This is a genomic window from Telluria sp. LT2P80 (assembly GCF_059685955.1).
On sequence record NZ_JCASIO010000003.1, the window covers coordinates 106468 to 131710 of the forward strand.

The 25243-nt window shown below is 64.8% G+C and carries 23 protein-coding genes; 10 read left to right on the forward strand and 13 right to left on the reverse strand.

Annotation, left to right across the window (positions count from 1 at the left end; genetic code table 11):
• The first annotated feature begins 93 nt into the window (after nucleotides 1–93).
• Both AC56LW_RS09775 and AC56LW_RS09780 read left to right on the forward strand, forming a co-directional pair.
• Nucleotides 94–1386, forward strand: coding sequence for an NCS2 family permease (locus AC56LW_RS09775; RefSeq protein WP_499633860.1), 1293 nt, complete (start codon nucleotides 94–96; stop codon nucleotides 1384–1386).
• Between the two features lie 167 nt (nucleotides 1387–1553).
• A complete protein-coding gene (locus AC56LW_RS09780; RefSeq protein WP_499633862.1) occupies nucleotides 1554–2357 on the forward strand; it encodes a DUF481 domain-containing protein in 804 nt (267 codons plus the stop codon).
• 4 nt (nucleotides 2358–2361) lie between these two features.
• On the opposite strand, the gene AC56LW_RS09785 is transcribed toward AC56LW_RS09780, so the two are convergent.
• The 3 genes from AC56LW_RS09785 to AC56LW_RS09795 are packed head-to-tail and all read right to left on the reverse strand — an operon-like array spanning nucleotide 2362 to nucleotide 4432.
• Complete coding sequence (locus AC56LW_RS09785; RefSeq protein ID WP_499633864.1) at nucleotides 2362–2838, reverse strand: GNAT family N-acetyltransferase; 477 nt, start codon at nucleotides 2836–2838, stop codon at nucleotides 2362–2364.
• Nucleotides 2835–4115 (reverse strand): MFS transporter, encoded by a 1281-nt coding sequence (locus AC56LW_RS09790; protein ID WP_332532038.1) that lies wholly within the window; start codon nucleotides 4113–4115, stop codon nucleotides 2835–2837. Before AC56LW_RS09790 ends, AC56LW_RS09785 begins: the two co-directional genes overlap by 4 nt.
• Entirely contained in the window at nucleotides 4112–4432 is a 321-nt protein-coding gene (locus AC56LW_RS09795) for a thioredoxin family protein (protein ID WP_499633866.1), read from the reverse strand. The genes AC56LW_RS09790 and AC56LW_RS09795 overlap by 4 nt, the downstream gene beginning before the upstream one ends.
• A 230-nt stretch (nucleotides 4433–4662) precedes the next feature.
• Between AC56LW_RS09795 and AC56LW_RS09800 the strand changes: the two genes are divergently transcribed.
• Nucleotides 4663–5502, forward strand: a complete 840-nt coding sequence (locus AC56LW_RS09800; protein WP_499633868.1) for a glucose 1-dehydrogenase — start codon at nucleotides 4663–4665, stop codon at nucleotides 5500–5502.
• 166 nt (nucleotides 5503–5668) lie between these two features.
• Nucleotides 5669–7459 (forward strand): ATP-binding protein, encoded by a 1791-nt coding sequence (locus AC56LW_RS09805; RefSeq protein ID WP_499633870.1) that lies wholly within the window; start codon nucleotides 5669–5671, stop codon nucleotides 7457–7459.
• On the opposite strand, the gene AC56LW_RS09810 is transcribed toward AC56LW_RS09805, so the two are convergent.
• Nucleotides 7449–7934: an META domain-containing protein gene (locus tag AC56LW_RS09810; protein ID WP_499633872.1), complete on the reverse strand. Its 486-nt coding sequence runs from the start codon at nucleotides 7932–7934 to the stop codon at nucleotides 7449–7451. The genes AC56LW_RS09805 and AC56LW_RS09810 overlap by 11 nt on opposite strands.
• Before the next feature lie 128 nt (nucleotides 7935–8062).
• Here AC56LW_RS09810 and AC56LW_RS09815 point away from each other — a divergent pair, with 128 nt between their 5' ends.
• Nucleotides 8063–8632 carry a M23 family metallopeptidase gene (locus AC56LW_RS09815; protein WP_499633874.1) on the forward strand — a complete coding sequence of 190 codons (570 nt, stop codon included), beginning with the start codon at nucleotides 8063–8065 and terminating at the stop codon, nucleotides 8630–8632.
• Here AC56LW_RS09815 and AC56LW_RS09820 read toward each other — a convergent pair.
• On the reverse strand, nucleotides 8598–11075 hold the full coding sequence (locus AC56LW_RS09820; RefSeq protein WP_499633876.1) for a penicillin-binding protein 1A: 2478 nt from the start codon (nucleotides 11073–11075) through the stop codon (nucleotides 8598–8600). The genes AC56LW_RS09815 and AC56LW_RS09820 overlap by 35 nt on opposite strands.
• A 167-nt stretch (nucleotides 11076–11242) precedes the next feature.
• On the opposite strand from AC56LW_RS09820, the gene AC56LW_RS09825 reads away from it, so the two are divergent.
• Nucleotides 11243–12211, forward strand: a complete 969-nt coding sequence (locus AC56LW_RS09825) for an IS1595 family transposase (RefSeq protein WP_499633878.1) — start codon at nucleotides 11243–11245, stop codon at nucleotides 12209–12211.
• A 26-nt stretch (nucleotides 12212–12237) separates the two neighbouring features.
• On the opposite strand, the gene AC56LW_RS09830 is transcribed toward AC56LW_RS09825, so the two are convergent.
• Nucleotides 12238–14976, reverse strand: coding sequence for a bifunctional diguanylate cyclase/phosphodiesterase (locus AC56LW_RS09830; RefSeq protein WP_499633880.1), 2739 nt, complete (start codon nucleotides 14974–14976; stop codon nucleotides 12238–12240).
• 201 nt (nucleotides 14977–15177) lie between these two features.
• Between AC56LW_RS09830 and AC56LW_RS09835 the strand changes: the two genes are divergently transcribed.
• The 4 genes from AC56LW_RS09835 to AC56LW_RS09850 all read left to right on the forward strand — a co-directional run bounded on the left by AC56LW_RS09835 (nucleotide 15178) and on the right by AC56LW_RS09850 (nucleotide 18993).
• Nucleotides 15178–15678 carry a MarR family winged helix-turn-helix transcriptional regulator gene (locus AC56LW_RS09835; protein ID WP_499633882.1) on the forward strand — a complete coding sequence of 167 codons (501 nt, stop codon included), beginning with the start codon at nucleotides 15178–15180 and terminating at the stop codon, nucleotides 15676–15678.
• A 216-nt stretch (nucleotides 15679–15894) separates the two neighbouring features.
• Complete coding sequence (locus AC56LW_RS09840) at nucleotides 15895–16656, forward strand: ZIP family metal transporter (protein ID WP_332532028.1); 762 nt, start codon at nucleotides 15895–15897, stop codon at nucleotides 16654–16656.
• Nucleotides 16657–16738: 82 nt separating this feature from the next.
• Nucleotides 16739–18316: an ATP-binding response regulator gene (locus AC56LW_RS09845; RefSeq protein ID WP_499633884.1), complete on the forward strand. Its 1578-nt coding sequence runs from the start codon at nucleotides 16739–16741 to the stop codon at nucleotides 18314–18316.
• A 152-nt stretch (nucleotides 18317–18468) separates the two neighbouring features.
• Nucleotides 18469–18993 (forward strand): PEP-CTERM sorting domain-containing protein, encoded by a 525-nt coding sequence (locus AC56LW_RS09850; protein WP_499633886.1) that lies wholly within the window; start codon nucleotides 18469–18471, stop codon nucleotides 18991–18993.
• 39 nt (nucleotides 18994–19032) lie between these two features.
• Here the strand turns inward: AC56LW_RS09850 and AC56LW_RS09855 are convergent, their stop codons facing one another.
• Genes AC56LW_RS09855 through cyoB form a run of 7 tightly spaced genes read right to left on the reverse strand, consistent with a single transcriptional unit; the run spans nucleotide 19033 to nucleotide 25241 of the window.
• Complete coding sequence (locus AC56LW_RS09855) at nucleotides 19033–19458, reverse strand: c-type cytochrome (protein WP_499633887.1); 426 nt, start codon at nucleotides 19456–19458, stop codon at nucleotides 19033–19035.
• A gap of 2 nt (nucleotides 19459–19460) precedes the next feature.
• On the reverse strand, nucleotides 19461–20000 hold the full coding sequence (locus tag AC56LW_RS09860) for a response regulator transcription factor (protein WP_332532024.1): 540 nt from the start codon (nucleotides 19998–20000) through the stop codon (nucleotides 19461–19463).
• Nucleotides 19987–21336: an ATP-binding protein gene (locus AC56LW_RS09865; protein WP_332532023.1), complete on the reverse strand. Its 1350-nt coding sequence runs from the start codon at nucleotides 21334–21336 to the stop codon at nucleotides 19987–19989. The genes AC56LW_RS09860 and AC56LW_RS09865 overlap by 14 nt, the downstream gene beginning before the upstream one ends.
• Before the next feature lie 51 nt (nucleotides 21337–21387).
• On the reverse strand, nucleotides 21388–22215 hold the full coding sequence (locus AC56LW_RS09870) for an SURF1 family protein (RefSeq protein ID WP_499633888.1): 828 nt from the start codon (nucleotides 22213–22215) through the stop codon (nucleotides 21388–21390).
• A gap of 2 nt (nucleotides 22216–22217) precedes the next feature.
• Nucleotides 22218–22604 carry a cytochrome o ubiquinol oxidase subunit IV gene (cyoD, locus tag AC56LW_RS09875; protein WP_332532021.1) on the reverse strand — a complete coding sequence of 129 codons (387 nt, stop codon included), beginning with the start codon at nucleotides 22602–22604 and terminating at the stop codon, nucleotides 22218–22220.
• Nucleotides 22601–23239, reverse strand: a complete 639-nt coding sequence (cyoC, locus tag AC56LW_RS09880; protein ID WP_332532020.1) for a cytochrome o ubiquinol oxidase subunit III — start codon at nucleotides 23237–23239, stop codon at nucleotides 22601–22603. Before cyoC ends, cyoD begins: the two co-directional genes overlap by 4 nt.
• Nucleotides 23232–25241, reverse strand: coding sequence for a cytochrome o ubiquinol oxidase subunit I (cyoB, locus tag AC56LW_RS09885; RefSeq protein ID WP_482898815.1), 2010 nt, complete (start codon nucleotides 25239–25241; stop codon nucleotides 23232–23234). The genes cyoC and cyoB overlap by 8 nt, the downstream gene beginning before the upstream one ends.
• Nucleotides 25242–25243: the final 2 nt, after the last annotated feature.

The window sequence follows — 25243 nt, forward strand, 5'->3', positions numbered from 1 at the left end:
ACACCCTGGCATGGGCCCTGACAGTCGCCATCGGCCGCCGTGACGCCGACGCGCAATGATATGCTTCGCCCTACCGTATTCTGCAGGATCACCATGCTCGACCGTTTCTTCCAACTCAGCGCCAACAACACCACCGTCCGCACCGAACTTATGGCGGGCCTGACCACGTTCCTGACGATGGTTTACATCATTTTTGTCAATCCATCGATTCTGGGCGACGCCGGCATGCCGAAAGCGTCCGTCTTCGTCGCAACCTGCCTGATCGCCGCCGCCGGCACCGCGTTAATGGGCCTGTACGCCAACTACCCGATTGCGATGGCGCCCGGCATGGGCCTGAATGCCTACTTCGCCTACGCCGTCGTGCTCGGCATGGGCATCCCGTGGCAGGCGGCGCTGGGCGCCGTGTTCATCTCGGGGTGCCTGTTCATCCTCGTGACGATGGTCGGCCTGCGGGCAATGATCGTCGACGGCATTCCGCGCTCGATGCGGGTCGGCATCACGGTCGGACTGGGCATGTTCCTGGCCCTGATCGCCCTCAAGAACGCCGGTATCGTCGTCGCCAGCGACGCCACGCTCGTTAAGGCGGGCGACCTGCACCAGCCGGCAGCGATGATGGCCGTGCTGGGCTTCTTCGTGATCGTCGCGCTGGACCGCCTGCGGGTACGCGGCGCGATCCTGATCGGCATCGTGCTGGTGACCGTGCTCAGCTTTTTCTTCGGCGGCAATACCTACCAGGGCGTGTTCTCGCTGCCGCCACCCATTTCGCCAACGCTGTTTGCGCTGGATATCCCGGGCGCGCTGGCGGCTGGTATCCTGAATGTGGTGCTGGTGTTCTTCCTGGTCGAGCTGTTCGATGCGACGGGCACGCTGATGGGCGTGGCGCGCCGTGCCGGCCTTTTGGTCGAAGGCAAGATGGAGCGCCTGAACAAGGCGTTGCTGGTTGACAGCGGCGCCATTGTCGCCGGCAGCGTGCTCGGCACGTCGAGCACGACGGCCTACATCGAAAGCGCGGCCGGTGTGCAGGTGGGCGGGCGCACAGGCCTGACGGCGCTGACCGTCGCCGCGCTGTTCCTGGCGTGCCTGTTCATCGCGCCACTGGCGTCGGTGGTTCCGCCCTACGCGACCGCGCCGGCGCTACTCTTTGTCGCCTGCCTGATGCTGGCCGACCTGGGCGAAGTCGACTGGAGCGACACCACCGAAAGCATTCCGGCGGCCGTTACCGCGCTGGGCATGCCGTTCACGTATTCGATCGCTGAAGGCATTGCGTTCGGCTTCATCAGCTACGCCGTGCTCAAGCTATTGACGGGCCGCGCGCGCGATGTGAAACCGGTCGTCTGGGTGATCGCCGCGCTGTTCGCGTTCAAGATCGCCTACGTCGGGGCCTGAATGCCAGTGCGCGGCGCGATCCGGGTCTCCATGCACGCCGCATCGCGCAGGTGATGCGTTACAATATCGGCCAACTCGCGGCGACAATGCTGCCGCGCACGATTCACGAACGATGGGCCGGTTGCCCTGCGCAGGTCTGGTGCAGTGCGGTCCATGCTTTTCAACGGATGCTGATGAAACTATCCCCGATCCTGGCGCTGCTCGTTGTCAGCGTCCACGGCGCGGCCAACGCGGCCCCCGATCTTCCCCAGGTTGGCGACGTCCATGCGCCGCTCAAAGTCATGATGCCGGCGATTCCCGATGGTGGCTGGTTTACCTCGGCCGAACTCGGCGCGATCAATACCTCCGGCAACACGAGCGGCACGTCGGTAACGGGCAAGATCGACGCCCGCCACGAAACGTCGGACTGGAGCCATGAATTCATTGCCAGCGGCTACTTCAAGGAAGACGAGTACGAGAACGAAGAAGGTGAACTGCTGCGCGCGCGGTCGGCCGAGCGCTGGGCCACCTCGGCCAAGGCCTCGTTCAAGCTGCTGGGCGACGGCCGGCGCGCCTTCGTCCTCGGCTCGCACGTGAACGACAAGTTCGGCGCCTACGTGCGCTACTCGTCGCTGTCGGTCGGTTACGGCTCACGCTGGTACACGGCGCCGGACAAGACGCTCGACGTCGAGATCGGTCCGGGCTACTTCAACGGCAAGCGCGAGACGGACGAAGAAGAAGACGGCCTGACCGTGCGCGGCGCGGCGCAGTTCCGCTGGCAGGTCAGCCCGTCGGCGTTCTTTGCGCAGACGATCAGCGTCGAGAAAGGCACGTCCAATACCCACTCGGTGGCCGAGACGTCGCTGTCGACCAAGATCAACGGCAGCATGCAGATGAAGGCAGGTTTCAGCGTCCGCAACGACAGCAGCGTGCCCGAAGACAAGAAGAACACGGATACCCAGACCTCGCTGACGATGGTCTATTCGTTCTAGACGCTCAACCCCAGGCCAGTTCCAGCGTCGCGCCGTCGTCCCGCACGACGGCAAAGCCGCACGCCGCGTACAGCGCGCGTGCGGCGGCATTCTCAACGCGCACGCGCAGCGCGATCGTGCGCTGCCCCCGGCAGGCGTCCTGCAATGCCCCCAGCACCGTGCGCGCGACGCCGTGGCGGCGGGCGTGGGGCGCCACCGCCAGGTCGACCACGCGCAGCGTGTCGCTCGTCCAGTCCAGCACCACCCGTCCCAGCACTTCTTCGCCATCGGTCAGCAACCATGTCTCGGCGGCAGGATAACGCAGCGCATACGCCTCGACCTGCAGTTGCTGCTGGTGCCGCGCGATGCCCTCGATCACGCTGCGCGGTACCGGCAACGCGCCCAGGTCGGGCCGCGTCGCCAGATACAGCGCCGCCAGGAACGCCGAATCGGAGACGTGCGGCGCACGTCCCGTCAGCGCGCCGAAGCGGCGTTCGTTCACGCCTTCGCCGTGTGCGGTATCAGGCTGCGGGCCATGATCAGCGCCAGCAGGCTGATCAGCGCCGCGCCGCTCAGGTAGTAACCGACATACTCCAGCCCGTAGTTCGTGCCCAGCCACAGCGCGATATACGGCGCCACCGACGCGCCCAGGATGCTGGCAAAATTGAAGGTCAGCGACGCGCCCGTGTAGCGCACCTCGGCCGGGAACAGCTCGGCCAGCAGCGTGCCCAGCGGCCCGTACGTGAAGCCGACCAGGCACATGCCCAGCACCATGAAGGCGCCGACCGACCAGGCGCCGCCTGCCCCGAACAGCGGCCCGTACAGCAGGCCAAAGAGGGCGATCGCCCCGCTGACGAGCATCATCGCGGTGCGCCGGCCACGCTTGTCGGCCAGCAGCGCCGACAGTGGGATGGTCAGCGCAAAGAACAGCACCGCGAACAATTGCAGCAGCAGGAATTGCTGGCGTGTGTATCCGAGCTGCGCCGTGCCCCAGCTCAGCGCAAAGACCGTCATCAGGTAGAAGATGACGAAGGTGGCCAGCGCGATGAACGTGCCCAGTACCAGCGCGCGGCGATGGTCGCGCATGACGGTCACGACCGGCACCTTGACCCGCGCCTTGCTGTCCAACACCTTCTGGAAGTCCGGCGTCTCGGTGATCTTGAGGCGAATGTACAGGCCCACGCCCACCAGCACGGCGCTGGCCAGGAATGGAATGCGCCAGCCCCAGGCGAAGAAGTCGGCGTCGGTCATCAACTCGCCCAGCAGCAGGAACACGCCGCCCGACAGGAAGAAGCCGATCGGCGCGCCCAGCTGGGGGAACATCCCGTACCAGGCGCGCTTGCCCGGCGGCGCATTCTCGGTGGCGAGCAGCACCGCCCCACCCCATTCACCGCCCAGGCCCAGGCCCTGGCCGAAGCGGCACAGCGCCAGCAGCAGGGGCGCGGCCACGCCGATCTGGGCGTAGGTGGGCAACAGGCCGATCAGGATGGTCGACAGGCCCATCGTCAGGAGCGCGGCAACGAGCGTTGCTTTGCGGCCCACGCGGTCACCGAAGTGGCCAAACACGGCCGAGCCCACCGGACGCGCGAAGAAGGCGATGGCAAACGTTGCCAGCGACTGCAGCATCGCGGCGCCCGGGTCAGCGGTCGGGAAAAACAGCCGTGGAAATACCAGTACGGCGGCCGTGGCGTAGATATAGAAATCGTAGAATTCGATGGTCGTGCCGATCAGGCTGGCAAACAGGACGGTACGGGGCTTGTTGGCCGTGACGACGCTCATGCAGCCGCCTGCGCCAGCGCTTCAGTCACGGTATCAGCATCGGCCGGGCGCACCACGCGCGCGACTTCCTGGCCATCCTTGAGCACGACCACCGTCGGCCACAGCTTGACGCGAAACGACCGGCCCAGCGGCCGGCCGGGACCATCCTCGACCTTGACGTGCCTGGCGGCCGGTTGCCCTGCGACGGCCTGGGCGATCGCCGGCGCGGCCGCGCGGCAATAGCTGCACCAATCGGTGCCGAAGTCGAGGACGAGAATGCCTGGTGCCGAATCGATCTCGGCGCGCTCGGGCTGGCGGGTTGCGTAGGCTGTGGACATGCGGGTCTCCTGGTATGGCCTTGTCAATAGCATAAGCCTACCCGAAAACCTGGTTGCGGCCTATCGTGGTTGCTACTGAAACATGGTCGCCCCTGGGTGTGTCACCTAACCGACCGTCGCGGCTGGGACTGTCACTCTGGTATCTTATGCAGTCTGCTCTCGAGTCAGCTCTCAATAAAGTCAGCTCAAGTCGGCTCCCCCTCAGCTCTGAATTCTGAAAGGATCCACCGATGAACATGCCATCCCAACAGCAAACACCCCCGGGCAGCGAAGCCGCCCTGCATCCCAAGGCCGATCACGGCGAAACCTCATATCGCGGTTCCGGCCGCCTGCAGGACAAGGCCACCGTCATCACGGGCGGCGACAGCGGCATCGGTCGCGCCGTGGCGCTGGCGTACGCGCGCGAAGGCGCTGATGTCCTGATCTCGTACCTGAACGAACACGACGACGCCAGGGAAACAGCGCGCCTGGTCGAAGAAGCCGGCCGCCGCGCGATCCTGGTGCCGGGCGACCTGGCCGATCCGGCGCACTGCCGCGCGGTCATCGAACGCGCCGTGACCGAATTTGGCCGCATCGACGTGCTGGTCAACAACGCTGCCTTCCAGATGAGCCATGAGTCCATCGAAGACATCCCGGACACCGAATGGGACTACACGTTCCAGGTCAACATCACCGCGATGTTCCATCTGTGCAAAGCTGCGGTGAAGCACATGCCGCGTGGCTCGTCGATCATCAACACGACGTCGATCAACTCGGACAAACCCAAGCCAACACTGCTGGCCTACGCCACCACCAAGGGCGCGATCGCCAACTTCACGGGTGGCCTGTCGCAGCTGCTGGCCGACAAGGGCATCCGCGTCAACTCGGTCGCACCGGGTCCGATCTGGACGCCGCTGATCCCGTCGACCATGCCGGCGGATGAAGTGGAGAGCTTCGGTGACGAAACACCGATGAAACGCCCGGGCCAGCCAAAGGAAGTAGCGCCCGTGTTCGTGATGCTGGCCTCGGACGAAGCCAGCTATATCTCCGGCGCGCGGATCGCGGTCACCGGCGGCACGCCGATTCTCTGATCACATGCCGGTGTGCCCGTGCAGGCAGGGTTGACAAGCCCGGCCTGCAGGCGCACGTGAGATCGGCCCATCCCACTATTAACTTAAGTACAATACGCGCTTTCCCGGCACGGCGCGCAGCATCTGCTGCATCACGCCTTCTTGTCGCGCCCGCCGCCGACTATCGATGAAAACCCGCACTTACCTGTTCCTGATGGCAGGGGCGATCCTGCTACCCGTGGCAATCGCCTCATGGATCGGCCTGTCCATGCTGCTTGACTGGGAGCGTGACTCGCGCCTGCGCAGCGTGCGCGAGATGGCCCGCGCCACCGCTTTCCAGATCGACCGCGAGATCGCCGCTGCCGAAGCGTCGCTGCGGGCCGTCGCCTACTCGGAAGGCATGCGCCAGCAGGACTATGCGCGCCTGCATCGCTGGACCTCGAGTACGAACGCCAACAATGCCCAATCCTGGACCGTGCTGTATGACAGCAAAGGCCGTGAACTGTTCACCACACAGGCGCCGGTCGGCACCAAGTTGCTGTCAACAACCCGCGATTGGGCGAGTCAGGTCTCGCTTGCCGGCGGCACCCTCGTGTCGGGCTATTTCATCGACGAGTATTCGGGACTGCCGACCGTCGCGGTCAGCGTCCCGGCCCCGCTCGAAGATGGCCAGTACAACATCGTCAGCCAGATTTTCGACGTGCGCTTCTTCGAGCGCATCCTGCGCGATGACGCCATTGGCGAAGACTGGAAAGTCGGAATCTTCGATCGCAACGGGCTGGCCATCATGCGCAACCGCGGGTCGGACACACTGGGCCAGCCGATGGGCGCGGATTTCCTGGCCGCCACGCGCGCCGCGAACCACGGCGTGTTCCGCCACGTAACGCAGGATGGGCGTGACGTCTACGGCGTGTTCACCCGTTCGAAAAGCAGCGACTGGACCATCGTCATCGGCGTGCCGGTGGCGCAGATCGAGGCGGCTGCGCGTACTGCAACCTGGTACGCGGCGCTCGTGCTGCTGCTGCTGCTGGGCCTGGCGGTGGCCGTCGTCTTGTATCTCGGGCGTACCCTCGAGCGGGCGCTGAGCCAGGCAGCGGCGGCCGTCACGCTGCTGGCTGACGGCGCGATTGCCCTGCCCGCCCGCACCCGGGTCGAGGAAGTCGACGCCCTGGTCGAAGGTCTTGCCCGGACCAGCGAAGCGCTGTCCAGCGAAAGCCAGGTGCGCAAATCGCTCCAGGAAGAACGCGAACAGTTGCTGGTCAGCGAACAGCGCGCGCGCCGGCTGGCCGAGGCCCAGAGCCGGGCCAAGGACGATTTCCTTGCCATGCTGGGTCACGAACTGCGCAACCCGCTGGCAGCGATCTCGGGGGCGATGTCGGTGCTGGACATGCCCAACCTCAAGCCGCAGGTCGCGGCCAATGCGCGCGACATCAGCCGGCGCCAGATGCGCCACCTGACCTGCATCGTCGACGACCTGCTGGACGTACAGCGCATCCTGTCGGGCAAGATCGTGCTGCACCGCGCCCGCATCGATGTTGCGCAGGTGGTGCGCAGCAGCGCCGAAGCCAAGGCGCTGGTCGACGCCGGCGCGCACGCCTGGACCATCGAGACGATCCCGGATGCCTGGGTTGACGGCGACCGTACCCGCCTGGAACAGGTCGTCGACAACCTGCTGCACAACGCCATCAAGTACACGCCGAAAGGCGGCCGCATCGACGTGCGTGTCTGGCGCGACGGAGATCAGATAGCGGTCAGCGTCAGCGACACCGGCGTGGGCATCGCGCCCGAGTTGCATCCGCTGATCTTCGATGTACTGGTGCAGGGGCCGACGAGCATCGACCGTGGCCAGGGCGGCCTGGGCCTGGGCCTGGCGCTGGTCAAGCAACTCACCGCCCTGCACGGCGGCACCGTGGCCGTGCACAGCGACGGGCCCGGCAAAGGCAGTTGCTTTGTCGTGCGCGTGCCGGCTATGGCGTGATGCGTTCCCACACATAGACACCGGCGTCGGCCGGCAAACCCGTGTGCAGGCGATTGTCCTGCAGGCGCCAGGTGCGCAGCGCCAGCAGGTCCTGCGCCAGGCGCGAGCCCACTGCATCGGGCTGACACATCGCGCGGGTCGTCGCGACCGGCCCCAGGGTCAAGGTGCCGCCCGTCGCATCGGTGGCCACGGCCTGCCACGGACCGTTGCCTCGATTGCAATCGAGCTTGACGGCCAGGCGGCCATCCTGGCCGAACGACAGCGTGAAGCCATCCGGCGTGCCGGGCCGCAGTGGCTGGCTGCCATCGTCGTTCGCCTGGAACGACGCCAGGCGCCAGCTCGTGCCGGCCAGCGTCGGTGTTGCGACGGCCGTCGCGGGTCCGGTCGATGGCGAATCTGAAGGCGCAGTTGCAGGAATGCTGGAGCAGGCGCCCAGGGCGAGGCTGACGGACAGGAGACAAAGGCTTGCGCGCATGGTGTTTCTTTCCAGAGATTGTAGGCGCCCAGAATATCGCATCCGCGCCGGATGACCCGCGCTGCAGACTGGGAATCCGGCAAAGCGTCCCCACCTGATTGATATCACCTTGTCAATACGAGACCACCATGCGAATTTTCCTGCGCGCCCTCGTGGTTGCCGTCATCCTGATCCTGGGCTACGCCCTGCTGCAACCCACCATCGAACGGGCGCTGTACACGATGCGTCTGGCGTCGATGCCCAAGCCCACCGCGCTGCCGGTGCCCGTTGACGGCGTCAAGGTCCGCGCGCTGCGCGATACGTGGGGTGGCGCGCGCAGCGAAGGCCGCAAACACGAGGGCATCGATATCTTCGCCAAGCGCGGCACACCGGTGTTGTCGAGCACCGAAGGCATCGTGGCGCAGGTTGGCACCAACCGCCTCGGCGGCCTGGTGGTCTGGGTCACGGGCCCAGGCGGTCAGCGCCATTATTATGCGCACCTGGACCGTTATTCCGACGTCGAGGCCGGGATGCGCATCGAGGCTGGCCGCGTGCTTGGGTACGTCGGCAATACGGGCAATGCGAAAGGCACGCCACCGCACCTGCACTACGGCATCTACGAGACGGGTGGCGCCATCAACCCGTACCCGCTGCTGCGTGCCGAGCCGGCCGCGGACGCGGCGGCTAAGGAATCGGCACCGGCGGCAACTGGCCGCTAGATGCTGGCGGGGCCTGTTCCTGCTGCTGCTGCGGCTCGCTGACCTCGATCGCCTCTTCCTGCTGGATCGGTACCGGCTGCTGCAGGAAATCGAGCTGATCGGCGCGCGAGCCCGGCGCCAGTTCGATCGGGGCTTCCTCGAAGATCTCTTCCTCGGGCGCTTCTTCTTCGTAGCGGCGCGGCTCCGGGCGTTTGCCGCCAGGCAGCAAGGCCGCCGCATCGAGGCGCTTGGAGTCCAGCGCGCCGCGGAAGAAGTCACCCACCAGCAGCGCCGCATTGTGGCCGCCCTGCCCCCAATAGGTGCTGCGGATGGCCACGCGGTTGTCGTTGAACCCCACCCAGGCACCAGCCACGAGGTTCGGGTGCATCATGATGAACCAGCCATCGGTATTGTTCTGCGTGGTGCCGGTCTTGCCGGCAACGTCACCATAGATGCCGAAGCGGCTGCGCACGCCGGCGCCGGTGCCGCGCGTGACGACGCCGCGCAGCATGTCGATCAGGGTCAGGGCTGATTGCTGCGACATGGCGCGCTCGGGCGCGCTGCCGCCGAAATCGGCGATGACGTTGCCGTCGCGGTCTTCGATGCGGCGCACAAAGATCGGCTTGCGGTATTCACCCTGCGCGGCAATGGTCGCATAGCTGCTGACCATTTCCAGCAGCGTCACCGGACTGGTGCCCAGCGCCAGCGCCGGCACGGCTTCGAGCTTGCTCTGGCGAATACCCAGCCGCCGGGCCAGGTCGATGATCGGTTGCAGGCCTACTTCCTGGCTCACCTGCGCGGTGATCGTGTTTTTGGAATAGATCAGGCCCTCGCGCATCGACATCGCGCGGCCCGTGTTGCCGCTCATGTCGGTCGGTTTCCAGACGCTGCCATTCGCGCCACGGAAGGACTGCACCACGTCGCGGTACATCTGGTCTTGCGGGATGCCCCGTTCGAGCGCAGCACCATAGACGATCGGCTTGAAGGTCGAGCCCGGCTGGCGTGCGGCCTGGGCCACGTGGTCGAACTGGTCGCGCTCGAAGTCGCGGCTGCCGACCCAGGCTTTGACCTCGCCGGTGGCCGGATCGATCGCGACAAAGCCTGCTTCCAGGCGTGACTTGGCGCTTTTCAGGTCGTCCATGAAACTGCGGTCAGCCTTGATGCGCCTGAGCGCGTCCGCTGGCGCTTCGCCGCCTTCGACCGCGTTGCGGTACGCGCCCGTCTCGCGCACGAATGCATCGAGCTCGCGCCCGTGCGTGATCCAGTAGTACGAGAATGGATCGACATTGCGCCGCATCGACGTGTACATGCCGCCGGACGTCGAGCGCGGCACATTCGGGTTCGCCCATTCGACGTCGGCAATGGCCTGCAGCATGTCGGCCTGGCGCTTGACGGCGCGTTCGGCGTCGGCCTGCAGCGCGGTGTCGAGCGTGGTGCGCACGACCAGCCCGTCGAGTTGCAGATTCACATCGTTTTCGTCGGCCCAGTCGAGCAGCCACTTGCGCACGTAGGCGCTGAAGTGGTTGTCCTTGCCGCTGCGGTCCGGCAGGCGCGCAAAGCGCAGACGCAGCGGGCGCTTCACCAGCGCCGCATAGCGCCGCTCGTCGAACGCGCCGTGCTTGCGCATCTGCCCCAGCACGACATTGCGGCGCGCCAGCGAGCGCACCGGATTGGCCACCGGGTTGTAGTAGTGCGTGCCCTTGAGCATGCCCACCAGCGTGGCCGACTCCAGCACATCGAGTTTGGACGCCGGTTTGTTGAAATAGGTGCGCGCGGCCATTTCGATGCCGTAGGCGTTGTACAGGAACGGCACCGTGTTCAGGTACGCCTCGAGAATCTGCGTCTTGCTGTAGGTGTTCTCGATCTTGATCGCCGTGATCAGTTCCTTCATCTTGCGGTTGATGCTGCGCGCCCGGCCGATCTCTTGCGGGAACATATTGCGCGCCAGTTGCTGCGTGATCGTCGAGCCGCCCTGCGGCGTGCCCTTCACGCTCGACCACAGGGCGCCGCCCACGCGCCGGAAGTCGATGCCGTGGTGATCGTAGAAGCGGTGGTCTTCGGTCGAGATTAGCGCCTTGACAACATGGGGCGAGACCTGCGACAGCTTGACGCGCTCCTGCAGGCCCTGCTCAAAGGTGCCGAGCGACTTGCCGCCGGCATCCAGGATGACGGTCGGGCGCGCCTGGCTCGCCTGCTCCAGGTCGTCGATGCCGGGTGTGAGGGGTATCAGCACCAACAGCCAAGCCAGAATCGCCATCAGGCCGGCGGCCATCGTCCACAAGGCGATCAGCGCCAGCTTGACCGGCATCGGCTGCCCGTGCAGGCGCTGCTGCGCGCCGGACCTGAGCGCGCCGGCCCCTGTCCGGGCCCCGGAAAAACCACGCCGGGCGAGGCGTTGCAAGCGTTGCTGGAAGGTCGGCGCACGCGTGCTGTCCGTGTTGTCGTCGTTCTGCTGTTGGTCCACGCGCTATCCCTGCCTGCTCAATCTGTCAATTCGGCAAGTATAGCCGACCGGTGGCCTGCGCCCGGCGCGCCGTTGTACCGGGCGCAGTCAGCGTTAAATAGAGACTACTTTTGAACTGACGAGCAGTCCAGTGGTCCAACCCCTGTCCACAGCGTCAGGAGTCGATCATGAAAGCGCCTCGTTTCAAGGGCTGGTTTGCAAAACTGCCTTCGCTGAACCAGCCCCAGCGCCAGCAAGTGCTCGATGCCCTGCACCCTGCAGCCGGGCTCGATCAGGTAGTCGCACTCATCATTGAATCCAGAGCGCCAGGCCGCTGCTGTCCCAGATGCGGCAACGAGCTCTGCTACCGGCACGGGTTCGCCAACGACTTGCAGCGCTACCGCTGCTGCGCTTGCGGTCGCACCTTCAACGACCTGACCGGTACGCCGCTGGCTCGGCTGAGGCTCAAGGCCAAATGGCTCGCGTATTCCCATACGCTGCTCGATTCACTTCCCGTGCGCAAGGCAGCCAACCGGGTTGGCGTACACCGCACCACGGCCTTTCGCTGGCGCCACCGCTTCCTGCATTGGGTCAAGCTCGACCGCCCCCCAGCGCTTAACGGCATCGTCGAGGCCGACGAAACATTTCTGCTCGAATCACAAAAAGGTTCACGCACGCTTGATCGCCCACCGCGCTACCGCGGCGGGCGCGCTGCCAAACCGGCCATTTCCAGCGAACTGGACTGTATCCTGGTCGCGCGCGACCGTGAGGGGCGCACTGTCGATGCCGTCACTGGCCGCGGCGCACTTACGGCTGCACAACTCGACCGTAACTTGCTGCCAAAGCTTGATAAGCAGGCGTTGCTGGTCAGTGACAGCCATGCCGCCTACCGCGCCTTTGCACGCAAGCACGGGATCGCGCACGAGACGGTCAACCTGCGCGCTGGTGTGCGTGCGAGGCGACTGGGCAATCTTGCTATCCACGTGCAGAACGTCAACTCGTACCATCAGCGTTTCAAGGCCTGGCTACAGCGCTTTCGCGGCGTGGCGTCGCGCTACCTGCCCAATTACCTGGGCTGGCGCTGGGCGCTGGATGGAGAGCGAATTATTTTGGCAGGGCAATTGCTTCGCATTGCTATCAGCGTCATCAACAGATAACACTGACTGCGCCTTGTAACGCGGCGTCACGCGGTGCTGGTCTTTGGCTCGATGTGGCCGGCGCGCAGCAGTACCTCGATCCGTTCCCCCGTCTGCGGGCGGCTGTAGACGTGGCCCTGCACCGAGTCGCAGCCGGCGCCGCGCAGGAAGTCGAGCTGTGCGATCGTCTCGACGCCCTCGGCAATGACGTGCATGCGCAGGCCGTGGGCCAGCGAAATGATGGCGTCGACCAGCGCCGCGCCGTCGGCGCTGCCCACCATGTCCTGCACGAACGAGCGGTCGATCTTGAGCACGTCCACCGGGAGGCGCTTCAGGTACTGCAGGCTGGAGTAACCGGTGCCAAAGTCGTCGATCGACAGCTTCACACCCATGCGCTTGAAGCATTCCATCGTGTGGATGGCCGATTCGATGTCGCCCATCATCATGCTTTCGGTCAGTTCGATCTCGAGCGATGCGGGCGGCAGGCCGGTCTCGTGGAGCACGCGCTCGACGCTGTCCAGCAGACCGGGCTCGGCCAACTGGCGCGCCGACAGGTTCACGGCGATGCGCAGCGGACCCAGTCCGCTTCGTTGCCACTGCCGGTTCTGGCGGCATGCTGTCTGCATCACCCAGGCGCCAATCGGCACGATCAGGCCCGTTTCTTCGGCCAGCCCGATGAAACGCTCCGGTTGGATCGTGCCCAGCAGCGGGTGGCGCCAGCGGATCAGCGCCTCGGTGCCGACCACGCGACCGGTGGCCAGGTCGATCTGCGGCTGGAAATGCAGCGTGAACTGCTGCTCTTGCAGCGCGCGCCGCAGCGCGCTTTCCAGCGCCAGCCGGTCGAACGCCTGTGCATTCATGTGCGGCGCGTAGAACTGCACCGCATTGCGCCCGTCCGATTTGGCGCGGTACATGGCGATTTCGGCATGCTTGACCAGCGTATCGGCGTCGGCGCCATCGGCCGGCCAGGCCGCCACGCCGGCGCTGCAGCCGAGCACCACGTGCTGGCTGCCGAGTTGCAATGGTTCGGCCACCGCGTCGCGCAGCTGCTTGACGCGGGTGGCGGCCTGGCGTTCGTCGCTGCAGCCGCACAGCACCAGCACGAAGTCGTCGCCACCGACGCGCGCGGCCGTGTCGAGCGGGCGCAGCGTGCGCCTGATGCGCGTGGCCAGCAGGCGCAGCGCCTCGTCGCCGGCAGTGCGCCCCAGCGTATCGTTGATCAGCTTGAAATGATCGACGTCGAGCAGCACGACCCATACCAGTGCTCCGGTCGCGGCGGCTGCAGCAATCGCACGCTCGATGCGATCGGCCAGCAGCGCGCGGTTGGCCAGGCCCGTCAGCGTGTCGTAACGGGCGTGGCGTTCGAGTTCAGCCTCGTAGCGCTTGGCAGTGGTGACGTCGTAGACAGTCACGACGAAATGGCCGACCTTGCCGTCCGCGCGGCGCACTGGCGCGATGTAGACATCGCTGATCAGTTCGGCGCCGTCGCGCGTGTGCATCGTCACCAGCGCGTTTTCCTCGAACTGCTGGCGCAGCGACGTGCACAATGCGTGCACGGCCGGCTGGTCGGTGTCGGAACCGAGCAGGAGCGCGAGCGGCTGGCCGGCCAGTTCCTGCGGCGCGTAGCCGAAGGTGCGCTCGCAGGCCGGATTGGCGTAGCCGATCGGGTAACCCGGCGCACGCGCATTGACCAGCAGGATCGGATTGGCGCTCGATGCCATCGCCCGTTCGTAGACGCGCAGCGAACCGGTCGCCCGCTCGAGCGCGGCAGTGCGCTGCGCGACCAGCGTCTCGATGCGGCGCGTGCGCGCCACACGCTGCTGCACCAGCATGGCGGTCGCGGCGCTCAGGACCAGGCCCAGCGCCAGCGTCACCAGCTCGCCAGCGTGACGCCCGAATGCCAGGGACTGTTCCTCGACCACGACTTGCCAGTGGCTGCCCGCGATATCGACCGGTTCGACATGACGCAGGATATCGCCGTCGCCCACGCGGGAGAGCCAGCCGCCGGCGCGCGCACCGGGGCCATGGCGGTAGGCCGTCACGATCTGGCCATCGACATCCGGCCCGTGCAGCGACAACCCCACGGCCTCGTCATCCAGCAGGCGTACCGCATGCAGGGTGCCATCCACCAGCAGCGCGACATCGATCACGACTTCGGTGTGGCCGATAACGGCGGCGCGCCGCGCCAGCACGTCCACGGGGCGCTCGTTACCACGGTAAACCGGCACGCTGATCAGGATGCCCCGGCGCCCACCGCCGCCCTGCAGCAGGGTGACCAGGGGACTGGCGACCGGCTCACCGGCATCGATTGCCGTCTGGCTGACCTGTCGCTGCGGCGGATACGACCATGCGTCGTCGCCAAACGCGATGGCGTTGCCGAGGATGGGCGCAACGTAATCGTTGACCAGATAGAGGGGGCGCTCGCCGGCGCGCACCAGCCCCGTAGGACTGTCTGCCGCGCGCTCCCGGATCTGAAAGTTTGGCCAGAACGCGCGGCGCTCGGCTTCAAACGCTGGCCGTTCGGCGGCGCTGACGAAACGCTGGAACACGATCGCTTTCAAGTAACCGTGATTTGCCACCAGTGGCAGCGCAAACGCATCGAATTCCTCGCGCGAGATATGGTGCGACGCGCGGAAGAACAGATTGACGGCGCGCGCTGCATCGACGGCGTCGGCAAATGCCTGCTTGACGGCGGCCACGCGCACGCCGGCGCGCTGCGCGAATTCGGCGTCGGCCCGCTCGGTCTCCAGCGTACGCACGACGCCGCACAGCGCCGCTGTCAGCATGATTCCCAGCAAACAGGTCACCACCGCGGCCCTCGACAGGCCGCGTCCGGCACCCAATGCGCGGCGGGCAGAAACGCTGTACATACAGCAGATGCTAGCGCAGAACGGGGTATCCGGGCGCAGCGCTGACACGACGTCACCGGCAGAAGAATCTGCGGTGCGATGATGTGTTTTGACAACGCTTGCATTATCATCTCGCGCATGTCGTCCGAACCCCAAGCCCCTCACCAGCCCTTGCCGCCCGATGCGCCGCCCCAACGCGTACTGCGTCAGTTCCGTATCGTCTTCAATGCGGTCAAGACCCACTTTCGCCAGCTCGAACATGAATCCGGCCTGGGAGGCGCCCAAGTCTGGGCGCTGTCGGTGATCGACAGCCAGCCCGGGATCGGCGCAACGAGCCTGAGCCGCGCGCTCGATATTCACCAGTCCACTGCCAGCAACCTGGTGCGCGGCCTGGTCGAGCGTGGCTATGTCAGCGCCGCGCGCGAAGGCACGGACCGGCGCAGCGTCGCCTTGCGCGTACTGCCGGCCGGCCAGGAGGTGCTGCGTCGCGCCCCGGCGCCCCTTGCCGGCGTGTTGCCGAATGCATTGGCCACGCTCGACGAATCGACGCTGCTACGGCTCGAACAGGATCTGGGTAGATTGATTGCGCAACTCGATGCCGATGAGGCGGCGGGCAAGATTCCGCTCGGCCAGTCATAACGGGACCAAGCGAGAGACACCGAAAAAAAAAGCCCCCCGACGAATGCGGGGGACGAAAAGAAGCGGTGCTGAGCGCCTCTTCGCTGATCGGGGCAAGGTGACCGAACGACCCACTTGCCACGTCTCCATATTGCCCGAAAAGTATAATCAAGGCAACCTTATTTGTGCCAATGGACACGTGAGGATGCCGCATCCCCGAACACGACAGGAACAGGTATGGAAATAGCAGGCTGGTTGCAGGCAGGTGGATGGGGATTGTTGGCCGGCGGCGCCTTGCTGCTTGGCGCCGGGATCGGGGTACGCTATGCGGTGCCCAAACGTCTGGTTGCGGCGATCATGGCGTTTGGCAGCGGCGTGCTGATCTCGGCGCTGTCGTTCGAGTTGATGGATGAAGCACTCGAAACCGGCGGGCTCGCCTCGACGGCGGCCGGCTTCGTCGTTGGCGCCGGCATCTATACAGGCGCCAACTGGCTACTGGCGCGCAAGGGTGCCAAGCACCGCAAGCGCTCCACGCCGCAGGAGGGCGCCGATCCCAAGGCGAAAGCCAGCGGCACGGCCATTGCCATCGGCGCCCTGCTGGACGGGATTCCCGAGTCGATCGTCATCGGCCTGTCGCTGCTGGGTGGGCAGGGTGTCAGCATGGCCATGGTGGCGGCGGTGTTCCTGTCGAACCTGCCGGAAGGGTTGTCCAGCGCAGCCGGGATGAAGCGCGCCGGCCATTCGACCGGCTATATCATGGGCATCTGGGCAGCGATTGCCGTGGCGTCCAGCCTGGCGGCGACGGTGGGCTTCACGGTGTTTCACCAGTTCCCGCCTGAAATGCTGGCGGCAATCACCGCGGTGGCAGCCGGGGGCGTGCTGGCGATGGTGGTCGACACGATGATCCCCGAGGCCTTCGACGAAACCCATGATTTTGCCGGCCTGATCGTCGCAGCGGGGTTTCTCGCTGCATTTACACTCAGCAAGCTTTCTTCGTGAACTTGCCGTGCATTACTGTTTATAATCACTCGTTCAAGCGACGCCACCTCCCCGGCGTCGCAACCCTCTTCCCATCCTGACTATGCAACCCCAGTTTTCCGGCGGCACCTGGCGCGACGGCGCGGCGCCGCTCGCACTGCGCTATCTGTTCGCGCTGTTCCTGTTCGTCGTGGCGCTGGCGGCCCGCTTCATGCTGGTGGACATCTTGCCGGCGCGCGGCTTCCCGTTCCTGTCGTTCTTCCCTGCGGTTCTGCTGGCGGCCTATCTGGCCGGTCTCGGGCCGGGCCTGCTGACCGCATTCCTGAGCACCTGGGCGGCCTGGGCATTCTTCATGGGCCCGCGTCTGGCGCCAGCCGCCATGGCGCATAGCGACCTGATCGCGCTGGTCTTTTTCGCGTCGATCCTGGTCGTCGACTGCCTCGTCATCGAGCGCATGAACCTGGCCATGCGCAAGCTGCGCACGACCGGCACCCGCTTGCGCGAAAGCGAAGATGCGCTGGTGGCGCGCCAGGCCGAGCTGAGCGAAGCGAACCGGCAAAAAGACGTCTTCATCGCGATGCTAGCGCACGAACTGCGCAATCCGCTGGCGCCAATCCTGTCGGCGGCCCAGCTGATCGCCATGCGCGCGGGCAATGATGAACCCCTGGCACGCGCCGCGGCCATCATCACGCGCCAGGGGCTGCAACTGACACGACTGGTCGACGACCTGCTCGATGCATCGCGTATCCACTCGGCCAAGCTGACACTGCAGGTGGCGCCGGCCGACCTGCGTGACGTGATTGCCAGCGCGCTGGAAACGAGCGCGCCGATGATCGAACAATCGGCCGCCAACTTCCAGCTGACGCTGCCGCCGCAACGGATCCCTGTCGATGTCGACAGCACGCGCATCGCCCAGTGCGTGTCGAACCTGTTGCACAATGCCTTCAAGTTCTCGGCCAACCAGGGTGACATCCATCTGCACGTCAGCACCGGGAGCGACGGCATGGCGCGCATCCGGGTTTCCGATACGGGCCGCGGCATTTCGCCGGACATGCTGCCCCGCCTGTTCGACATGTTCACGCAGGAAGGCCGCAGCGGCAACGATGGCAACAGTGGCCTGGGCATCGGCCTGGCGCTGACGCGCGACCTGGTCCTGCGCCACGGCGGCACGCTCACCGCGCACAGCGACGGCCACGGCCGGGGCGCATCGTTCGAGATCGCCCTGCCCCTGAGCACCGACGTGCACACAACGGCCATCCCCGCGCCGGCGCCGGCCGCGCTCGAAGCACCCCGGCAGGCGCCGTCGGTGCTGGTCGTCGACGACAACGTCGATGCAGCCGAACTGTTGCAGGCGCTGCTCGCATTGCACGGCTTCGACGTGAACATTGCCCATACCGGCGCCGCCGCCCTGGCCGCGCTGGCGCACGATCGCTACCGTGTGTTGCTGCTCGATATTGGCTTACCCGATATGTCCGGCTACGAGGTCGCCATTGCGGCACGTGCGCAAGGCTTGCTGGACGACGCTACCCTTATTGTCGCGCTGACCGGCTGGAGTGACGCCGAGTCGCGCCAGCGCTCGGTCGATGCCGGCATTGACCATCATCTGAACAAGCCGGTGCAGATGGAAGCACTGCTGAACCTGTTCGATGCGCGGACATTGTCGACCAATCTTACAGTTTGATGATGTGACTCCCGGTAGCTTGACGTAAGTACCTGTTGGTATTAACGAATTTGAACAGGCACGTTCCGTGCTTATTGGATATCGCAACAGCCGTATCCGAAAGTCGATATCCCATGAATGTTCATCCAACCTTCACTACCACGGAGTGCTCTGTGAAACTGATCAAAAGCTTGAGGAATGTCGCCCTTGCCGCCATGCTGTTTTCTGCTGGCGTGGCCAATGCAGCGCTGTACCAGTTCCAGCTGACCGGTGACTACGCAGCCAGCTGGCAATTGAATTCGACGGTCTTGTCCGATCTCGCCGATGACGGCAAAAGCTTCGTCCTGTGGGACATTGCCGGCAATTTCCCCGACTCGTCTGAGGGCGTTGTGGACCTGGCCTTTTACAACGAGGCCATTGATGGCGGCATGGAGATCATTGACTTCCATGGCAACAACTTGTTGTTCAGTGCCCTGGGGTTCCAGCTCTACACAGGTTCGGAAGACAATCCGACTTTCCGCCTGGGCACGTTTGCGCTGACCGAGTACCTGGGCGCTGGCAGATACTCCCTGACGATCACGGATCTGGATGCACTGCCTGAACCACCGGTCGATGTACCGGAACCGGCCAGTGCTGCGCTGCTGCTCGGTGGCCTGGGCGTCCTGCTGGCAGCGCGCAAGTGGCGCCAGGCCAGGTAAGCATCGTACGACTGGCAAGGCTGCGCTGAACCAGCCTTGCTATCTTTTCGGCGCTGGCGACGCAGCCACCGCACCCTGCGTGCGCAGGTACGCCACGATCTCGGCGGCCTGCTTCTCGCTCATGAAGCTGAGAAAGCGCATCTTGTTACCCGGCACGACCTTTTCACTGTCGCGAATGAACGCGACCAGATTCTGCTCGTTCCAGACGAAGCCCGCCTTCTTCAACGCCGGCGAGTAGGCATACGCAGGCGCGCTGCCCGCCTTGCGGCCCACGATCCCGTTCAATTGCGGCCCGAAGCCATTGCGGGCGCCCGCGCCAACCTCGTGACAGTTGGTACAGCGCGCGAACAGCCGGCGGCCGGCATCCACCTGGGCCTGCGCGGGTGCCGATGCGGGTGCCGGTGCCGCCAGCGCCTCGGCCCCTGCTCCCAGCAACAGCGCGAAACCAATGATGAGCGCGCGCATGATCATTTCACCCGCTGCTTCTCGAGCTTGCGCGCCAGTGTGCGGCGATGCATGCCCAGCCGGCGCGCGGCCTCGGAGATATTGAAATCGGTCTCGGCCAGCACCGCGTGGATGCGTTCCCATTCCAGCGTCTTGATCGACGTCGAGCGGTTGGTGACCTCGATCTCGGCGCTGCCGGCCACGTGCCCGAACGCCGCTTCGATATCGTCGGCGTCCGATGGCTTGGCCAGGTACTGGACAGCGCCGAGCTTGATCGCTTCGACCGCAGTGGCGATGCTGGCAAAGCCCGTCAGCACCACGATGAGCATGTCGGGATCGTGGTCATGCAGCAGTTGCACGCAGGCCAGACCCGAGGTCTGGCCCTTGAGCTTCAGGTCGACCACGGCGTAGCCGGGATTGTGCTGGGCCAGGATGGCGGCCGCTTCGTCATGGCCGGTGGCGCCCAGCACGCGGTAACCGCGCCGCTCGAACGAACGGCTCAGGGTACGTGCGAAGGCTTCGTCGTCTTCAATGATGAGCAGCAGCGGCTCAGGGTTCGGCATCGTTCAGCTCCTCTTCCAGTTCAATGGCCGACATCGGCAATCGCAGCATGACCACGGCGCCGCCTTCCGGCCGGTTGGTCGCCGTCACCGTGCCGCCGAGTTTGCGTACGACGTTCACGGCCAGGAACAGTCCCAGGCCACCACCGGGTTTGCCCTTGGTGGACTGGTAGGGTTTGCCGAATTGCGCCAGCATGCTGGGCGCAAAGCCGGGACCACGGTCGAGCACGGACAGCACCAGCGTACGCTCGTCGATGTGCGCATCGAAGCAGACCCAATCGGGAGAGGCTTCCAGCGCATTGTCGAGCAGGTTGTCGACCGTCTGGCGCAGCGCCGAGTCGCTCGCCACCGGCCAGTCGTCGGCGATGCGGTTATTGTACGTGAAAGCGCGCACCGGGCGGCTGGCCTGCCAGCGTTCAACCAGGCCATCGAGAAAGCCCCGCACCGTCGTGCGTTCTGCCGATTCGCCGCGCGCTTCGCCGGCCGAGAGCAGGATGCCGCTGACGATCGACTTGCAGCGCTTGAGCTGCGTCTGCATCTCGGTCAGTTCGCCCAGCAGCTCGGCGTCGTCACGAAACGCGGGCATGCGCTTCCAGTCGCCCAGGATTACCGAGACGGTCGACAGCGGCGTGCCCAGTTCATGCGCGGCGCCGCTGGCAAGCAGGCCCATGCGCACGATGTGTTCTTCCTCGGCCGCGCTCTGGCGCAGCGCGGCCAGCTGTGTCGCCTTGTCGCGCACATTGTCCGAAATGCGCGAGACGAACATCACCAGCAGCCCGGCATTGAGCGCGAAGCAGACAAGCAAGCCCTGGACATACAGGCTACCGATCCCGCGCTCGTGGTCAAACGGCAGCGCGAGCGGTTCGGCGAACGCCGCCAGCCCCGCCATGCACGTGATCGTGATGACGACGATGCTCCAGGTCCACAGCACGTCGAGCAACACGGCCGAGACGATCACCTGCAGCAGGTACAGGAATGCAAAGGGATTGGTGGTGCCGCCGGACAGGTACAGCAGCACGGTCAGGCTCGAGACGTCGACCAGGATGGCCATGAACATCTCGCCGTTCGAGACTGGCCGGCGTTCGTGCCAGCGCAGGTGGCTGGCGATATTGAAGGCAATCAGGCATGAGAGCACCTGCAGCATGTGCACCAGCGGCAGCGCGATCCCGAACAGCAGGATCGCGGCGGCGATGGTGGTGACCTGGCCGATGACGGCGATCCAGCGCAGCTCGATCAGCTGCAGCATGTTCTTGTGGCCGGCGGCGAATTCCACGTTCGCGGCCGCCGCCGACGGCGACGTGCGCGCCGCCCGGGCGAAGAAATCCAGCGGAGATTGCATCGAAACCCGTCCGTTCAATGCCCCGTGCGCGGCAATGCGGCCGGAGCGTCTTTAGTCGTTGGCGTCGCGGGAGCGCTTCGCCTCGTAACGGGCCACCCACCACCAGGCTGCGGCCACCATGAGGGCGAGAGCATACCAAGTCAGCGCGTACACGAGGTGATTATTTGGGAACGAGATGACGGTCAGGCCGCCCACGGCGCGCTCGGGCGCCGACGCAGGATCCTGGTTCTTGCCGGCATCGACGAAAAACGGTGCCGTGCGGGCCGGGTCGAAGCCGCGCGCGGCGGTCAAGGCGATGATGTCGCGCGAATACCAGCGGTTGCCGGCCGGGTCGTTATCGCGCAGGAAGCCACCTTTGGGCTCGCTGATGCGCAGCAGACCGGTCAACCGGACAGGCTCGCCCGGGGCGGCGCAGGCGTCCGGCACGGCGGTGCGCGCCGGGAAGCGCGTGGCGATATCGCCCGATGACGGGATGAAGCCGCGGTTGACAAACACGATGTGGCCCTGGTCCGTGCAGAACGGCGTGAGCAGCCAGAAGCCCGCGCCCAGCTCGGACAGCGCCTGGACGGGTGCGGTGTATTGGTAGAGATAGTGACCCGACAGGGCAACGGCCCGGTATTCGTCGGATTCCTTGGAAATCTGCGGCCACTGCGCCACCGGAGGAAGCGCAGCAGGCGCCGCATGAACGCGTGCATCGACGCGTTCAATCAGGTCCAGTTTCCATTGCAGGCGAAACACCTGCCAGGTCCCCAGAACTGCAAACAGCACGAGCAGCAGCAAGGCCAGCACCGCCACCAGGCGTCGCACGAAAGGCGAGCGCCGTGGCGGGGGCTGATCTTGCGCCGACAGGGTCGGCGGTTGCTGCGCGTGCGTCACCACGGTCAGGTCATGTCGGAGGTGTTTTCAGCACCCATGCCCGGCATCATGTTGGTGTTCATGTGGTGCATGACCCAGATCGAGCCCGACATCACGATGACCAGCAGAACCAGCGTCAGGACCAGCGCCATCATGTTCCAGCCGCCTTCAGCCTTCGAATTCAAGTGAAGGAAGTAGACCATCTGGACCACCAGCTGGACCGCGGCGAAGCCGAGGATGACCCAGCGGGTCATGTCCGGGGCCAGCACATTGCCCATCACCAGCCAGAACGGAATCGCGGTGAGGATCAGCGACAGGACGAAGCCGATCGCATAATCCTTGCCACTGTAGTGGATCTGGTAGCTGTCATGACCATGATGACCATGGTCGTGCTCGTTATGATGATCGCTCATGGCAGCACTCCCATCAGGTAGACAAAGGTAAACACGAAGATCCAGACCAGATCCAGGAAGTGCCAGAACAGCGACAGGCAAGCCAGGCGACGGAAGTTTTCCGGGGTCAGGCCGTGCTTGGACAGCTGCACGAACAGGGTCACCAGCCACACGATGCCGAACAGCACGTGCAGACCGTGGGTACCGACCAGCGAGAAGAACGCGGTCAGGAAGCCCGAACGCTGTGGGCCGGCGCCCAAGTGGATCAGGTGCTGGAATTCATAGATTTCCAGCGACAGGAACGCCACGCCCAGGAGGCCCGTGGCAATCAGCCACAGCTTGGTCTTGCCCACGTTCTTGGCTTGCGCCGCGATCATGGCCATGCCGAAGGTAATCGACGACACCAGCAGGAACGCGGTATTGAGCGCGATCAGCGGCAACTCGAACAGCTCGGCGCCGGTCGGGCCGCCCGCATAGTTGCGGCCCAGCACGGCGTAGCTGGCGAAGAGCGATGCGAACAGCAGGCAGTCGCTCATCAGGTAGAGCCAGAAGCCGAGCAACGTGCCCTGCTCCGGGTGGTGCTCCCGCGCCATGTAGCGCGCGGTCACTTCGGCGGGTGTCATCCCGCCTGTCATGGTTGCTTTAATTTCAGACATGGCTTTCCAGCATACGAGTACGTGCGGTTTCGGTCTTCAGGACTTCTTCAGCCGGAATGTAGAAATCGCGTTTGTAGTTGAAGGTATGGGCAATGATCGTACCGAGCAGGACGATGAACGCCCCGATCACCAGAGCCCACATATGCCAGATGATGGCAAAGCCGACCGCGCACGCCAGTGCCGAGATCACGAAACCGGCCCAGGTGTTCTTGGGCATGTGGATCGCGACGAAATCGGCGAGCGGACGCTGGTAACCGTTCTTCTTCATGTCGGCGAAGGTGTCGTTGTCGTGCACCACCGGCGTGAACGCGAAGTTGTAGTCAGGTGGTGGCGACGAGGTCGACCACTCCAGCGTACGGCCATCCCACGGATCGCCCGTGAAATCGCGCAGACGTGCGGTGTTGCGGTCACGGAAGCTGACATACAGTTGCATCAGCAGCGCGCCGATACCACCAGCGATCATCAGGGTGCCCAGGAACGAGATCTGGAACAGCCACTGGACCGACATGTCATCGAAGTGACTCACGCGGCGGGTGTAGCCCATGAAGCCCAGGATGTACGGCGGCGTGAACGCGACCCAGAAACCGATCGACCAGAGCCAGAACGACACGGTGCCCCAGAATTTGTCGAGCTTGTAGCCGAACGCTTTCGGGAACCAGTAGTTCAGGCCCGCGAAGATACCGAACACCACGCCACCGATAATCACGTTGTGGAAGTGGGCGATCAGGAACAGCGAGTTGTGCAGCACGAAGTCGGCCGCAGGAATCGCCAGCATCACGCCGGTCATGCCGCCGATGGTGAAGGTCAGCATGAACGAAATCGTCCACATCATCGGCAGTTCGAAGCGAATCTGGCCGCGGTACATGGTGAACAGCCAGTTGAACAGCTTCGCGCCGGTCGGGATCGAGATGATCATCGTCGTGATGCCGAAGAACGCATTGACGCTTGCGCCCGAACCCATCGTGAAGAAGTGGTGCAGCCAGACCAGGTACGACAGCACCATGATGACGCAGGTCGCGTAGACCATCGAGGTGTAGCCGAACAGGCGCTTGCCGCAGAAGGTCGAGACCACTTCGGAGAAGATACCGAACGCTGGCAGGATCAGGATGTAGACCTCAGGGTGCCCCCAGATCCAGATCAGGTTCACGTACATCATCGCGTTGCCGCCACGGTCGTTCGTGAAGAACGCGGTGTCGAACAGGCGGTCCATGCCCAGCATGGCGAGCACAGCGGTCAGGATCGGGAAGGTCACGACGATCAGGATGTTGGTGCACAGCGAGGTCCAGACGAAGACTGGCATTTTCATCAGGCCCATGCCCGGTGCGCGCATCTTGATGATGGTGACGATCAGGTTCACGCCGGACAGCAAGGTACCCACACCCGCGATCTGCAATGACCAGATATAGTAGTCGACGCCCACCCCCGGACTGGCCAGGATGCCCGACAGCGGCGGATACGCGAGCCAGCCGGTACGTGCGAATTCACCGACGAACAGCGACGCCATGATCAGCACGGCGCCCATCGTGGTCATCCAGAACGAGAAGTTGTTCAGGAACGGGAAGGCCACGTCGCGCGCACCGATCTGCAGTGGCACCACGTAGTTCATCAGACCCGTCACGAACGGCATCGCCACGAAGAAGATCATGATCACGCCGTGGGCGGTGAAGACCTGGTCGTAGTGGTGTGGCGGCAGGAAGCCGGCGTTGTCGCCAAAGGCGAGCGCCTGCTGGGCACGCATCATCAGGGCGTCGGCAAAGCCGCGCAGCAGCATGACCAGACCGAGGATCATGTACATGATGCCGATTTTCTTGTGGTCGATACTGGTGATCCAGTCTTTCCACAACGAGCCCCACAGGCGGAAGTAGGTCAGGATGCCCACGAGGGCAACACCGCCTACGATCACACCTGCGAAGGTAGCAAGCAGGATCGGCTCATGGAAGGGAATCGCGTCCCAGCCAAGCCGACCGAAGATAAACTTCGTCAAGTCGAAAGTGTCTTGCATGG